We start from the raw sequence: 12,659 nt of genomic DNA, 5'->3' as shown, positions 1-12,659 counted from the left end.
ATCACCGGGGTAAAAAACTCGACGTGCTTTTCAGGTAATCAAAAAACCACCTGATGATATAACTGAACTCGGGAATGAGTTGAGACTGTTGCCAGTCCGGACTTTTGGAAAAGCCAGTGAATGTATCAAGGAAGAACAGCAAAGCGGCCACAATCAGCACACCACGCAACGCCCCGAAACAGACTCCCAACACCCGGTCGGTTCCCGACAGGCCGGTTTTTTCCACCAGCGTGCCGATAACGTAGTTCACTATGGCCCCGACTATCAGGGTTGCCACAAACAGCACACCGATGGCGATACCGTTACGAACCAGTTCGTCGTCAAAACCTGTAAACCAGACTGCAAGGTAGGCGTAGTAATGACTGGCGACAAAAAACGCGCATCCCCAGGTAACAAGAGATAAGGCTTCCCGGACAAACCCACGAATCAGGCTGACCAGAGCCGAAAAACCAACTACCGCAATAATGACGTAATCAATCCAGATCATGAACTCTTCCAGCGCCAGTGCAATTGCACCCCTGCATCCAGTTCGGGGCGCATTCTAACAGAAAAAGAAAACGTTTGCGTAGCGGTTTTCCTTTTCTGCATCCATAAAAAAGGCGATAAAAAAATTCGCTATCGCCTGGGTGATTCTCAGCCGTTCATGCCGTTGAAAATCGTCACTTTTTCCGTCACGCTGCGCTATAAATGAACGCGCCAGCCGGTAAAAGACGCTGCCTGTTACTGCTATCGGCAGCGCCAATCACCCGATTAACGGGCGCTGTAAGGCTTCACCACACCGCCCAGTCCGGAGATGTTTTTCAGCTCGCCCACTGCGCTCTGCATTTTAGCTTTAGAGGCGTCCGGCCCGACATAAATACGGGTAATCTGCCCCTGCACCGGCGTTGACGGCACGGTAAAGGCGCGATAGCCCGAGAGCCGAAGCTGTGCCACGATCTCGTTCACTTTGCTGGCGTTTTTCAGCGCCCCCAGCTGCACCACGTACGCCTGTCCTGCCGGCGCGGTAGTCTCTGCCGCTTTCGGCGTCGTCTCTTCCTTCGGCTGCTCAACCGCTTTAGGCTGTTCAGCCGGCTTCGGCTTCGGCTGCTCTGCCACTTTCGGCTTCGGCTGTTCCACAGGCTTCGGCTTAGTCTGCTCGGTTACTCTGGCTTTCTGCTGCTCGGTGACCTTCGGCTTCGTGACCGTCTGCGCAGGCGCAGACTGATGAACCGGTGGCGGCGAGACCACAGCCGGATCGCTCTCCTCTTCCGGCTGGGTGCGGCCCTGTTCTGCCGTCACGTTGGTTTTACCGCTGCCGTTACTGCTGCTCACCGCATTGCCCGCCCCTTCCGGCGGCTGCGACGGCAGCGACTGCGTGACCGGCGGCACCATTTCGCTGTCCTGCTGGTCGTCCGGTTTTGGCACCAGCGGAATCGCGGCGAACTCCTCTTTATAATGCTTTTTCTGACCATCCAGCAGCCCTGGCAGGACAATCACGCCAACGGCGACCAGAATAATCGTGCCGACTAAACGGTTCTGAAACTTACTTGCCACGTCCTTTCTCCGTTTCAATCGATTCCATGACCTGCGCCACGGTGTGGAATGACCCACAAACCAGCACAACGTCCTGCGGCGCGGCCTGCTGACGCGCCTGCTGCCAGGCGAGTGCAACCGAGCTGAACGCCTCGCCCTGCGGCAGGCTGCTCAGCAGCTGCTCCGCCGTGGCACCGCGCGGGCCATCGAGTGGCGCGCAGTACCAGGCATCCACCACCGGAGCCAGCGCTGCCAGCGTTCCGGCGATATCTTTATCATGCAGCATACCCACAACCGCGTGCACTTTGCCGCGTGCCGGCAGGGCGGCCAGTCGAGAAGCCAGATAGCCCGCCGCATGCGGGTTGTGCGCCACGTCCAGAATCACACGCGGGGATTCACTGATGGTCTGAAAACGTCCTGGCAGCATCGCCAGCGGCAGGCTGGCGCGAATCTGCGCCTCGCTGACCGCCAGCCCGGACATGCGCAGTGCCACCAGTGCCGTCGCCGCGTTGGGCAGCGGCACCTGCGGCAGGGGCAAATCGTTCAGCTCACCGGCCGCATCCCGCAGCGACCAGCTTTCCGCCTGCGCATGAAAGGACCATTCACGGTCGCGCTGCATCAGCTTAGCGCCCTTTTCCTGCGCCACCACGGCGATACTCTGCGGCATTTCCGGCTCACCGACCACTGCCGGTTTGCCTGCCCGGAACACACCCGCTTTTTCCCGCCCGATGCTTTCGCGATCCGGGCCAAGCCAGTCGGTATGATCCAGAGCAATGCTGGTGACGACGGCGACATCAGCATCAACGATATTGGTGGCGTCCAGTCGTCCGCCGAGGCCCACCTCGAGGATCACCACATCCAGCTTCGCCTGGCGAAACAGATTGAGCGCGGAGAGCGTGCCAAATTCAAAATAGGTCAGTGAAATGTCTGCCCGTCCCGCTTCAATCTCCGCAAAGCTGGCGCAGTGCTGCGCTTCGCTCAGCTCCTCTCCCTGAACCCGGACGCGCTCGGTGTAGCGCACCAGATGGGGTGAGCTGTAGACGCCAACCCGATAGCCTGCGGCCATCAGCAGGGTTTCCAGCGTGCGGCAGGTGGTGCCTTTGCCGTTGGTACCGGCGACGGTAAAAACAAAGGGGGCGGGTTTCAGCAGGTCGAGACGTTGTGCCACCTGGCGAATGCGATCCAGACCCAGTTCGATCGCCTGGGTATGCAGGTGCTCAAGATAATAAAGCCACGTGGCCAAAGGCGACGTGGCTTGAGGAAGGTGAAGATTGTCCATATGTCCCGTTTTGCTTATTGATACCCGGCAGACTGCTGCTGCGGTATACGGTGCATTGGTAAGAGGCGCGGTGGACGCGCCTCTCTATCTCCTGTCAGGCCTCGTTGCTTTCCGATTCAGTCGGCGCAGGGGCGGACTGTTCACCGTCATGCAGCGGTGCCGGCAGGTTCATCATTTTTGCCAGCAGGCTTGCCAGTTTGTAGCGCATTTCCGGACGGCGGATGATCATGTCGATCGCGCCCTTTTCAATCAGAAACTCACTGCGCTGGAAGCCTGGCGGCAGTTTTTCACGCACGGTCTGTTCGATAACGCGTGGGCCGGCAAAGCCGATCAGCGCTTTCGGTTCCGCCACGTTGAGGTCACCCAGCATGGCAAAACTGGCGGAAACGCCGCCCATGGTCGGGTCAGTCAGCACGGAAATGTAAGGCAGACCGCGCTCCTGCATTTTCGCCAGCGCCGCACTGGTCTTCGCCATCTGCATCAGCGACATCAGCGCTTCCTGCATACGCGCGCCGCCACTGGCGGAGAAGCAGATCAGCGGACAGTTATCTTCTAACGCCTGCTCAACCGCACGGACAAAACGCGCGCCGACCACAGAGCCCATTGAACCGCCCATAAAGGCAAATTCAAAGGCGGCCGTAACAACCGGCATGCCGTGCAGCTGACCTTTCATCACGATCAATGCATCTTTTTCGCCGGTGTCTTTCTGGGCGGCGACCAGACGATCTTTGTACTTCTTGGAGTCGCGGAACTTGAGCAGATCTTTCGGCTCGAGTTCACTGCCAAGCTCAACCAGGGTGCCCTGGTCGAGGAAACTGCCGAGACGCTCACGGGCGTGCATACGCATGTGATGGTCACACTTCGGGCAGACCTCAAGATTACGCTCCAGCTCGGCGCGGTAGAGAACCTGGCCACAGCTGTCGCACTTGGTCCAGACCCCTTCCGGGATACTGGCTTTGCGCGCAGGCGTCGTGGTGCTTTTATTAAGAATTCGTTCAATCCAGCTCATTGATGACCTTTCTGTTTAAAACTGACCTGGTCCAGTCGTCTTGATACTGCTGAAAACCGCTTCAGCAGACGGTAAATGTCGCTCATTAAACCACAACCTGTTCAGACTGTGGATAAAAATCTGGTCTTACCCCTGAGCAAAGTCTCAGGGCAGCTTCTGCTGTTTAGCCTGACGGCGATGACGCCAGACTTCGATAACGCCCGGCAGGACGGAGACCAGGATAATGCCCACAATCAACAGCTTCAGGTTTTCCTGCACCACCGGCAGATCGCCAAACAGGTAGCCCGCATAGGAGAAGAGCAGGACCCATAACAGCGCACCGGTGACGTTGAACAGCGCGAAGTGGCGATAGGACATATGGCCCATACCGGCGACAAACGGCGCAAACGTGCGGACGATTGGCACAAAGCGCGCCAGGATGATGGTTTTTCCGCCGTGACGGGCATAAAACGCATGGGTTTTATCCAGATAGCTGCGGCGGAAAATCTTCGAGTCCGGGTTACTGAACAACCGTTCGCCAAACAGCCGGCCAATGGTGTAGTTCACCGCATCGCCCAGAATCGCGGCGGTCACTAACAGCGCCACCATCAGATGCACATTCAGATCGTTCCCCGGCAGGGCTGCCAGCGCGCCTGCGACAAACAGCAGGGAGTCGCCCGGCAGAAAGGGCGTCACCACCAGTCCGGTTTCGCAGAACAAAATCAGGAACAAAATCGCGTAAATCCAGACGCCGTACTGAGCAACCAGCTCGGCAAGGTGCACATCAATGTGCAGAATAAAATCAACCAGAAAATGGAGGAACTCCATAGCGTGCCCTTTAATGTCCTGAAAGTGAATTAATCCGCGAGGAACAGGGGTCCCATCGGCGGCTGTGGTAACGCAAAGTGGGATGGATAATCCACCGCCACCAGATACAACCCTTCTGCCCGGGCTGTAGCGGCCGCTAACGTCCGATCTTTCGCCGCCAGCAGCGTTGCCATCCATGACTCCGGCTTGTTGCCGCAGCCTATCTCCATCAGGCTGCCCACGATATTGCGCACCATGTGATGCACAAAGGCGTTGGCTTTGATATCCACAATCACGTAAGGGCCCTGACGCGTCACGTTGAGGTGAATCACGTTGCGCCACGGCGTACGCGACTGGCACTGCACCGCGCGGAATGAGGTGAAATCATTCTCGCCCAGCAGGCATTGCCCGGCGCGCTGCATCTTTTCCGCATCCAGAGGATGGTAAAAGTGCGTCACGCCCTGCGCCAGCACCGCCGGACGCAGACGCTGATTGTAGATCAGGTAGCGATAGCGGCGGGCGGTGGCGCTGAAGCGGGCATGGAAATCTTCCGGCACCGCTTTCACCCAGCGAACGGCGATGTCCGGCGGCAGATTGGCGTTGACGCCCAGCGTCCAGGCGCCGTCAGGCCGCTGCGCCGTGGTGTCGAAATGGACCACCTGCCCGGTGCCGTGCACGCCGGCATCTGTCCGGCCGGCACAAAAGATGCTGACCGGATGATCGGCGACTTTCGACAGCGCACGCTCAACCTTCTCCTGCACGCTGCGGACTTCATTCTGGCGCTGCCAGCCGTAGTAACGGCTGCCGTCATACTCTATGCCGAGCGCCAGTTTTTGCGTCTGACCTTCGGACATGCTTACAGGTACTCCTGAACCAGTTTCTCTGCGGTTTTCACCGCCATCAGCGCGCCGCCGAAACGGATGTTGTCCGCCACGGACCAGAACTGCAGCAGTTCCGGGATGCCGTAATCGTTGCGCACAGCGCCGATGCTGAGCTCGCCGTTGCCTGATGCATCCGTAACCGGCGTCGGCACCTCATCTTCTTCGCTGAGACGAATGTCAGACGCCAGCGCCAGTTCGGCACGCGCTTCCTCCGCCGAGAGCGGACGCAGGTTTTCAATGTGCACGATCTGCGCATTTCCGTAGAAGACCGGCGCCTGAACGCTGCTGACCGCAATCGGCAGGCCTTCGTCCTGCAGCACTTTACGCACCTGCTCAACCACCCGGCGCTCACTCTCAACGCTGCCTTCCGCATCCGCCTGTTGCGGCATCAGGTTAAACGCCAGCTGACGTCCAAAATGGTGATCGTCGGCCGGGATGCCATTCAGCAGGCGGGCACTTTCACCGGCCAGCGCATCGACTGCCACTTTGCCGTAGCTGGAGACCGAGATCAGATTGGTCACCTGCAGGCGGCTCAGTCCGGCCGCATCGACCAGCGGTTTAATCGCGGTCAGCAGCTGGCTGACCAGATTATCCGCCACGCTGATGATATTGCGATTACGGTAATCCGCCAGCACGTGCGGATTCACATCCGGTACCACCAGCGGCACGTCCGGCTCCAGCGCAAACAGCTCGCTGCTGTCGATGACCAGACACCCGGCGTTGGCCGCTTCCTCCGCAAAACGGGCTGAGGCGTCACGCCCCGCGACGAAAAAGGCCAGCTGCGCCTGCGACCAGTCGAACGTCTCTGCATTTTCGACCCGCAACGTGCGGCCCTCGAAACGTTTGTTTTCGCCCGCACTATTTTCGCTGGCCAGCAAATACAATTCACCAACCGGGAACTGGCGTTCCGCCAGCAGTTCCAGTACAGCGTTCCCTACTGCGCCTGTCGCGCCCAGTAGCGCAATATTCCAGCCGTCAGACATGTTGGTTTACTCCAGACAATGACATAAAAACAGAAGGCGGTGATATTCACCGCCCAGGGATTCAGATTTATCCCCCTCCTTAACCAGCACGCGGCATCGCGCGCCGGTTACGCCGGAGAGTAGATTGCGTTAAAGCCCAGCCGATTCAGCATCTCAGCTGTGGTGGCGTCATTACACTTCACCCGCAGCGATGACCACTCACGGCGCTCCAGATATTGCTTACGCAGGCGATCAAATTCGCCGGGCTGCGCCGCCACTTTTCGCAGGGGGGCATCATCGCGGCGCACATCATACACCAGATGCACCAGGCGTTTCAGCGTTGGCTGATCCAGCGGACCATTCAGGGTGATTTCACTAAATTCCGGCTCCGGCAGCAGGGTGCTGAGCGGCACCTGCTGCGGCTGACCGATAAAGTCACACCAGGCTTCGAACACCTGGGTCGTGCCGCGAGCCTTGCCTTCCAGCGTATAGCCTGCAATGTGTGGCGTGGCGATGTCGACCCTGTCCAGCAGCGCCAGAGAGAGGTCCGGCTCCGGCTCCCAGACATCCAGCACCACGCTGAGGTCGTGCCGCATTTTCAGCACCTCCAGCAGCGCGACGTTGTCGACCACCGGGCCGCGACAGGCGTTAATCAGAATGGTGTTGGGCTTCAGCGCCATCAGCAGCGCGGCATCGGCCAGGTGCCAGCTCTTATAAGGCCCCTCTTTGAACAGCGGCGTGTGGAAAGTCAGGATATCGGCCTGCGCGGTCACTGCCTCCAGCGACAGGAAATCCCCTTCGTCACCACGATCGGCGCGCGGCGGATCGCACAGCAGGGTTTTGATGCCCCAGGCTTCCAGGCGCTTCTGCAGCCGTCCACCGACGTTGCCGACACCCACGATGCCGACCGTGCGATCGCGCAGCTGGAAACCATCACGTTCCGCCAGCAGCAGCAGCGCGGAGAAAACGTACTCCACTACCGCAATGGCGTTGCAGCCGGGCGCCGCAGAGAACGCAATGCCGGCCTGCTGAAGCCAGGCCTCGTCGATATGATCGGTGCCCGCCGTGGCGGTGCCGACAAATTTCACCGGCTTGCCCGCCAGCAGCGCCTCATTCACCTGCGTCACTGAGCGCACCATCAGCCCGCTGGCATCGGCCAGTTCATCCACCGGCAGCGGACGGCCCGGCACCGCGACCACGTCGCCGGTCCGGCTGAACAACTCACGGGCATAAGGCATATTTTCATCGACCAGAATTTTCACCACGGCTTTCCTGTCTGTTGCATGAGAGGCAATTATTCTGGCACAAAGCACCGCGTTAGCCTAACCGGGTGCGGTAGCGCTCCGGCGTGGTGCCCGCCTGCTGCTGAAACATCACAATCAGCGCCGAGGCGGAACTGTATCCCAGCTCATGGGCGATACTCTGCACGCTTTCGCCCTGCTCCAGCAGCACGATGGCGCGCAGAAAGCGCAGCCGCTGCCGCCATTCGCCAAACGTCATATGAAGCTGCTGCTGGCAGCGCCGCGCCAGCGTCCGTTCGGTGGTAAAGACCCGCGCCGCCCAGCCTGCCAGGGTGGTGTTATCCCCCGGGCAGGCTTCAAGCGCATGGAGCACCGGTGCAAGAAATTTATCCTGAGAGGTGGGAAGATAACTCTCCTGCACCTCCGCCAGCAGCAGGCGATCGCGCAGTACCTCACACAGCCGCCACTGCGCTTCGGTTTCGGGCTGTTCAAGCTGTTGATCGGCAAAGGTATCCAGGATGGCGTGTGCAATCGCGTCGATTCGCATCAGGCAGGCCTGCTGCGGCAGACCAGCGCAAAGCGGGGCCGCCAGATTAAAGGTGCGGAACTGCGCCTGACGATGGTTATAACTGCTGTGCTGCTGCCCCGGCGGGATCCAGACCGGCATGTCAGCCGGGGTCAGCAGGCGTTCACCCTCTACCTGCATCTCCAGCACGTAACTCTTTACCAGAATCAGCTGGCCCCAGGCATGGGCATGCGGCAGATATTCCGTGCGGGCATTGGCCTGTTCATAGCGCATAAAGTAGCGCAGCTGCGAGACGTCGGCGGGCGGCTGGTAAGTCACTTTCAGAGTCATTCTGTCCGCTCTGTTAAAATTTTTGTCCGATATTAATTATCTGGATAAAACCGGACAAGCGTACACTGCGTCGCATCATGATTCAGGAGAGTCCGTATGTTTTTTCTCTATCCGCTTGGTGCGGTGATGATCTGGTCGATCAACGCGATCGTCAGCAAACTGTCGGCCAGCGCGATCGATCCGGCAGCCATCTCATTCTATCGCTGGCTGCTGGCGCTGCTGGTGCTGACGCCGTTTGTGCTGCCCGGTGTGTGGTGCGCCCGTCAGGCGATTAAGCCCCATCTCTGGCGGCTGGCGATACTCGGTCTGCTTGGCATGGTGCTCTACCAGAGCCTCGCCTATTATGCGGCGCACAGTGTCAGCGCTCTCTTTATGGGGATCATCGGCGCGCTGATCCCGCTGCTTACCGTCCTGCTGAGCGTGGTGATCCTGCGTATTGCGCCAACATCCGGCATCCTGTTCGGCAGCATCCTCTCCTTTGGCGGTCTGGTGTGGCTGGTCAGTGAGGGCAACGTGATGCAGTTGCTGCATCACGGACTGGGTAAAGGGGAGCTGATGATGCTGGCGGCTTCCACCGCCTATGCCCTTTACGGCGTGCTGACTAAGCGCTGGGCGCTGCCGCTGCCCATCTGGCACAGCCTCTATATACAGATTCTGGCTGGTGTCCTGATGCTGCTGCCCGGCTTTCTGCTGGCGCCTGATGTCTCGCTTGATCGACATAACCTGCCGCTGGTGATATTTGCTGGCCTGTTCGCCTCCCTTATCGCGCCATTTTTGTGGATCCACGGGGTACAGCGCCTCGGCGCGAGCACCACCAGCATCTTTATGAATCTGACGCCGCTGTTTACGGCGCTTATCGCCGTGCTGTTTCTTCATGAGCAGCTGCACAGCTACCACTGGATCGGCGGGGGTCTGACGCTGGGCGGGGTGATCCTGGCGCAGCGACTGCGCACGCCCTTAACCCGATGTAAATCGGTTAACCTGCGTGAGCTTTAAATAATATGGTCACCCGCAGTCCGCCCAGGATCGGACTGTGATCCAGGTGCATGGTTGCCCCATGCCAGGCACAGATATCCTGCACCAGTGCGAGACCGATACCGGCTCCCGGCTGGATACCGACATTGTCCAGCCGCTGAAAAGGCTGTAACGCCTTCAGCTGCTCCGCCCCCTCAATGCCCGGCCCGCTGTCCTCAATTTCAAGGCCCCCCACAATCACCCGCGCGGTGACAATGCCGCGACAGGGGGTATATTTAATCGCATTGTCCAGCAGGTTGGCGCACAGTTCGCCAATCAGCACGCCATCGCCCCTGACCAGACAGCTCTCTTCCCCTTCGAAACCCAGATCTATCTGCCGGGTACGGGCCGCCATATAGCGGCTGAAACAGGCATCGCGCACGATAGCCGCTAAATCAACCCGCACCATCGGTTTATCCTCGCCATGACGCGCTTTGATACGGGCTAACTGTAAAAGCCGATCGGTCAGAATAATGGTCTCATCCAGTGTATGACGCATCCCGAGCAGACTCTCCTGCCAGGCTTCAGGACGCTCACTGCTGAGCGCGACGCTGACCTGCGTTTTGAGGATGGTCAGCGGTGTGCGCAGCTGATGTGCCGCGTCAGCACTGAAACGATCCTGGCGCGCCAGCAGTCCCCGCAGTCGGGCAAGATAGCGGTTAAAGGCGATGATAAGCGGTTGCAGTTCTGACCACGGCAAGGAGGGAAGCGGCGTTAATTCGCCACCGTCGCGCTGCAACACGATGCGCGACAGCCGCCGCAGCGGGCGCAAAACCCGACGCAGCATCAGGCTGGCCAGCAGCAGTGTCATCAGAACCAGTCCGCTCTGGCTGATCAGCGCAGTTTGCATTAGCTGGCGGGCAAACTCCTGACGTGAGTTGATGGTTTCCGCCACCAGCACCAGCGCCATGCCATCCACTCCCGCTTCGCTCACCGGCTGCCATAATGCCGCAACGCGAATCCGATGCTGGTGATAGCGTCCATCATAAAAATGCACCAGTGCGGGATAAGCGTTCGACATTTTGCTGGTAATGGGTATGGGCGGCAGATCGTTATAGCCCGATAACGTTTTTCCCTGCGGTGAAATCACCTGATAAAAGAGCTGATCGTTCATGTTACGTTCGAAGCTGTCGAGCACAACCCACGGCACATCAACCTCCAGATGCTGTTCCCGCACCACCAACCGCTCTGCCACCGTTCGTGCTGACGCCAGCAGCGAGCGGTCATAAGCCTGATTAGCGGCCGCCAGCCCGCTCTGATAGTGGGTATAGACTGAGAGCGCCCAGAGCAGTAAAAGTGGCAGGCCAAACCATGCCAGCAGCTCACCCCGCAACGAATGAATCAGCCGCATGAGAGCGTTTCCAGGCTGTAACCCAGCCCGCGCAGGGTCACGATCGCCACGTTGCTGCCTGCCAGCTTTTTACGCACCCGATGTACATAGAGCTCGATACTCTCCGGGCTGGCTTCATCTGACAGGGTAAAGGTCTGCTCGTACAGTGACTGACGCGAAACCGGCCTGCCCTGCCGCTGCATGAGTGTCGTCAGGATGCTTGCTTCCCGCGGCGTCAGCGCCAGGGGTCTGTCTGCCAGCAGAAAATAGCCTTCGCCATCCAGCACCAGCTGACCCAGTGACTGGTTTTGCGATGTATGACTTTGACTGCGTCGCAGCAGCGCCCGTAACCGCGCTTCGAGTTCATCCATTTCAAAGGGTTTCGTCAGGTAGTCATCTGCCCCCAGGTTCAGGCCCCGTACCCGATCGTCCAGCGCACTGCGTGCAGTCAGTAGCAATACCGGCACACTTTGTCCGCGTCGCCGCAACCGTGCCAGCACCTCCAGTCCATCCATGCGTGGCAGTGAAATATCGAGCACGACCAGTGCATAGGCTTCACATTGCAAAGCATGGTCGGCCGCCATGCCATCCGCGACCCGGTCGACGGCGAACCCTTTTTGTGTGAGGGCTTTTTCCAGCCAGCGTGCCAGCTCTTCCGTATCTTCAACCAGTAAGAGACGCATATCACATCCTGCTATTAAATCCGCTCACTGAAAGGTAAATGAAAGGTAACTGTTTTAACAATTCGGTAACGCTGATGTTTCAGCGGCAATCACACTCTGGAAGAATGAATGGAGCATAAGATGAAAAAAATCATCCATACCGCCCTTGCCACTACCCTGCTGTCGCTGATGGCAACACCCACCTTTGCAGCCGGGGAGCCCGGTCGCACCGAATGTATCGCGCCAGCTAAACCGGGTGGCGGGTTCGATCTCACCTGCAAGCTATTGCAGGTCTCTCTCCAGGAAACCGGACAAATTAAGACGCCGATGCGCGTCACCTACATGCCCGGCGGTGTCGGCGCGGTGGCCTACAACGCGATTATTGCCCAGCGGCCGGCTGAAGCGGGCACCGTTGTCGCCTTCTCTGGCGGCTCACTGCTGAACCTTTCACAGGGTAAGTTTGGTCGTTATACCGTGGACGACGTTAAGTGGCTGGCGGCGGTGGGTACCGATTACGGCATGGTGGCCGTTCGTGAGGATGCACCGTGGAAAACGTTAGGTGAGCTGATGACGGCGATGAAAGCCGATCCGACCAAAGTGGTGGTCGGTGCCGGTGCGTCAATAGGCAGTCAGGACTGGATGAAAACGGCGTTGCTGGCGCGCGAAGCGGGAATCGATCCACGCAAAATGCGCTATGTCGCCTTTGAAGGCGGCGGTGAGCCGGTAACCGCCCTGCTCGGAAACCATATTCAGGTGGTCTCAGGTGATATGAGTGAGATGGTGCCGCATCTGCAGGGCGGCAAAATGCGGGTGCTGGCCGTGATGTCCGATCAGCGTCTGCCGGGTCAGCTGGCCGGGGTACCCACGGCAAAAGAGCAGGGTTTCAATATCGTCTGGCCGATTATTCGTGGCTATTACCTCGGTCCGAAAGTCAGTGATGCGGATTATCAGTGGTGGGAACAGGCCTTTAAAAAAATGGCTGAGACGCCGGAGTTTAAAAAGCAGCGCGATCTGCGCGGACTGTTCGAATTTAACCTGACAGGCCAGGCACTCGACAGCTACGTGAAGAAGCAGGTGGCGGATTACCGTGAGCAGGCCAAATCCTTTGGTCTGGCCAAATAACGGGA

Annotated in this window: 13 protein-coding genes; 2 read left to right on the top strand and 11 right to left on the bottom strand. The window is 58.9% G+C overall.

Going from position 1 to position 12,659, the window contains the following annotated elements:
- Position 1: 1 nt before the first annotated feature.
- The 9 genes from cvpA to HFD92_RS08260 form a co-directional block, all read right to left on the bottom strand.
- Positions 2 to 487, bottom strand: a complete 486-nt coding sequence (gene cvpA, locus HFD92_RS08300) for a colicin V production protein (RefSeq protein WP_009088980.1) — start codon at positions 485 to 487, stop codon at positions 2 to 4.
- 263 nt (positions 488 to 750) lie between these two features.
- The gene (dedD, locus tag HFD92_RS08295; RefSeq protein WP_111207522.1) at positions 751 to 1,533 is read right to left on the bottom strand and encodes a cell division protein DedD; all 783 of its coding nucleotides are present in this window, start codon (positions 1,531 to 1,533) and stop codon (positions 751 to 753) included.
- Complete coding sequence (gene folC / locus HFD92_RS08290; protein WP_111207524.1) at positions 1,523 to 2,791, bottom strand: bifunctional tetrahydrofolate synthase/dihydrofolate synthase; 1,269 nt, start codon at positions 2,789 to 2,791, stop codon at positions 1,523 to 1,525. Before folC ends, dedD begins: the two co-directional genes overlap by 11 nt.
- Positions 2,792 to 2,885: 94 nt before the next feature.
- Positions 2,886 to 3,800: an acetyl-CoA carboxylase, carboxyltransferase subunit beta gene (gene accD, locus HFD92_RS08285; protein ID WP_009088976.1), complete on the bottom strand. Its 915-nt coding sequence runs from the start codon at positions 3,798 to 3,800 to the stop codon at positions 2,886 to 2,888.
- Positions 3,801 to 3,944: 144 nt separating this feature from the next.
- Complete coding sequence (locus HFD92_RS08280) at positions 3,945 to 4,607, bottom strand: DedA family protein (protein ID WP_009088975.1); 663 nt, start codon at positions 4,605 to 4,607, stop codon at positions 3,945 to 3,947.
- Between the two features lie 29 nt (positions 4,608 to 4,636).
- Positions 4,637 to 5,440 carry a tRNA pseudouridine(38-40) synthase TruA gene (gene truA, locus HFD92_RS08275; RefSeq protein WP_046102282.1) on the bottom strand — a complete coding sequence of 268 codons (804 nt, stop codon included), beginning with the start codon at positions 5,438 to 5,440 and terminating at the stop codon, positions 4,637 to 4,639.
- A gap of 2 nt (positions 5,441 to 5,442) precedes the next feature.
- The gene (locus HFD92_RS08270; RefSeq protein ID WP_009088972.1) at positions 5,443 to 6,450 is read right to left on the bottom strand and encodes an aspartate-semialdehyde dehydrogenase; all 1,008 of its coding nucleotides are present in this window, start codon (positions 6,448 to 6,450) and stop codon (positions 5,443 to 5,445) included.
- Positions 6,451 to 6,557: 107 nt separating this feature from the next.
- On the bottom strand, positions 6,558 to 7,691 hold the full coding sequence (gene pdxB, locus HFD92_RS08265) for a 4-phosphoerythronate dehydrogenase PdxB (protein ID WP_167428746.1): 1,134 nt from the start codon (positions 7,689 to 7,691) through the stop codon (positions 6,558 to 6,560).
- A gap of 55 nt (positions 7,692 to 7,746) precedes the next feature.
- Positions 7,747 to 8,526: a helix-turn-helix transcriptional regulator gene (locus tag HFD92_RS08260; RefSeq protein ID WP_167428745.1), complete on the bottom strand. Its 780-nt coding sequence runs from the start codon at positions 8,524 to 8,526 to the stop codon at positions 7,747 to 7,749.
- Between the two features lie 96 nt (positions 8,527 to 8,622).
- On the opposite strand from HFD92_RS08260, the gene HFD92_RS08255 reads away from it, so the two are divergent.
- Complete coding sequence (locus tag HFD92_RS08255; RefSeq protein ID WP_167428744.1) at positions 8,623 to 9,522, top strand: DMT family transporter; 900 nt, start codon at positions 8,623 to 8,625, stop codon at positions 9,520 to 9,522.
- On the opposite strand, the gene HFD92_RS08250 is transcribed toward HFD92_RS08255, so the two are convergent.
- Positions 9,503 to 10,891 (bottom strand): sensor histidine kinase, encoded by a 1,389-nt coding sequence (locus HFD92_RS08250; protein WP_167428743.1) that lies wholly within the window; start codon positions 10,889 to 10,891, stop codon positions 9,503 to 9,505. The two genes, HFD92_RS08255 and HFD92_RS08250, sit on opposite strands and share 20 nt — an antisense overlap.
- A complete protein-coding gene (tctD, locus tag HFD92_RS08245) occupies positions 10,882 to 11,553 on the bottom strand; it encodes a transcriptional regulator TctD (protein WP_058956871.1) in 672 nt (223 codons plus the stop codon). Before tctD ends, HFD92_RS08250 begins: the two co-directional genes overlap by 10 nt.
- Positions 11,554 to 11,673: 120 nt before the next feature.
- Here tctD and HFD92_RS08240 point away from each other — a divergent pair, with 120 nt between their 5' ends.
- Positions 11,674 to 12,654: a tripartite tricarboxylate transporter substrate binding protein gene (locus tag HFD92_RS08240; protein WP_111207550.1), complete on the top strand. Its 981-nt coding sequence runs from the start codon at positions 11,674 to 11,676 to the stop codon at positions 12,652 to 12,654.
- The last annotated feature ends 5 nt before the right edge of the window (positions 12,655 to 12,659 follow it).

The sequence above is a fragment of the Pantoea sp. EKM101V genome, from assembly GCF_011800325.1.
Lineage (GTDB): Bacteria > Pseudomonadota > Gammaproteobacteria > Enterobacterales > Enterobacteriaceae > Pantoea > Pantoea anthophila.
Note: the sequence above shows the minus strand (reverse complement) of the source record. Positions and strands in the feature narration are given on the sequence as shown.

Bases quoted from the DNA above. Each gene is read 5' to 3' on its own strand.
- HFD92_RS08270 (WP_009088972.1), bottom strand. From the start codon at position 6,450: ATGTCTGACGGCTGGAATATTGCGCTACTGGGCGCGACAGGCGCAGTA.
- cvpA (WP_009088980.1), bottom strand. From the start codon at position 487: ATGATCTGGATTGATTACGTCATTATTGCGGTAGTTGGTTTTTCGGCT.
- folC (WP_111207524.1), bottom strand. From the start codon at position 2,791: ATGGACAATCTTCACCTTCCTCAAGCCACGTCGCCTTTGGCCACGTGG.
- HFD92_RS08255 (WP_167428744.1), top strand. From the start codon at position 8,623: ATGTTTTTTCTCTATCCGCTTGGTGCGGTGATGATCTGGTCGATCAAC.
- truA (WP_046102282.1), bottom strand. From the start codon at position 5,440: ATGTCCGAAGGTCAGACGCAAAAACTGGCGCTCGGCATAGAGTATGAC.
- HFD92_RS08240 (WP_111207550.1), top strand. From the start codon at position 11,674: ATGAAAAAAATCATCCATACCGCCCTTGCCACTACCCTGCTGTCGCTG.
- tctD (WP_058956871.1), bottom strand. From the start codon at position 11,553: ATGCGTCTCTTACTGGTTGAAGATACGGAAGAGCTGGCACGCTGGCTG.
- accD (WP_009088976.1), bottom strand. From the start codon at position 3,800: ATGAGCTGGATTGAACGAATTCTTAATAAAAGCACCACGACGCCTGCG.
- HFD92_RS08280 (WP_009088975.1), bottom strand. From the start codon at position 4,607: ATGGAGTTCCTCCATTTTCTGGTTGATTTTATTCTGCACATTGATGTG.
- HFD92_RS08260 (WP_167428745.1), bottom strand. From the start codon at position 8,526: ATGACTCTGAAAGTGACTTACCAGCCGCCCGCCGACGTCTCGCAGCTG.
- HFD92_RS08250 (WP_167428743.1), bottom strand. From the start codon at position 10,891: ATGCGGCTGATTCATTCGTTGCGGGGTGAGCTGCTGGCATGGTTTGGC.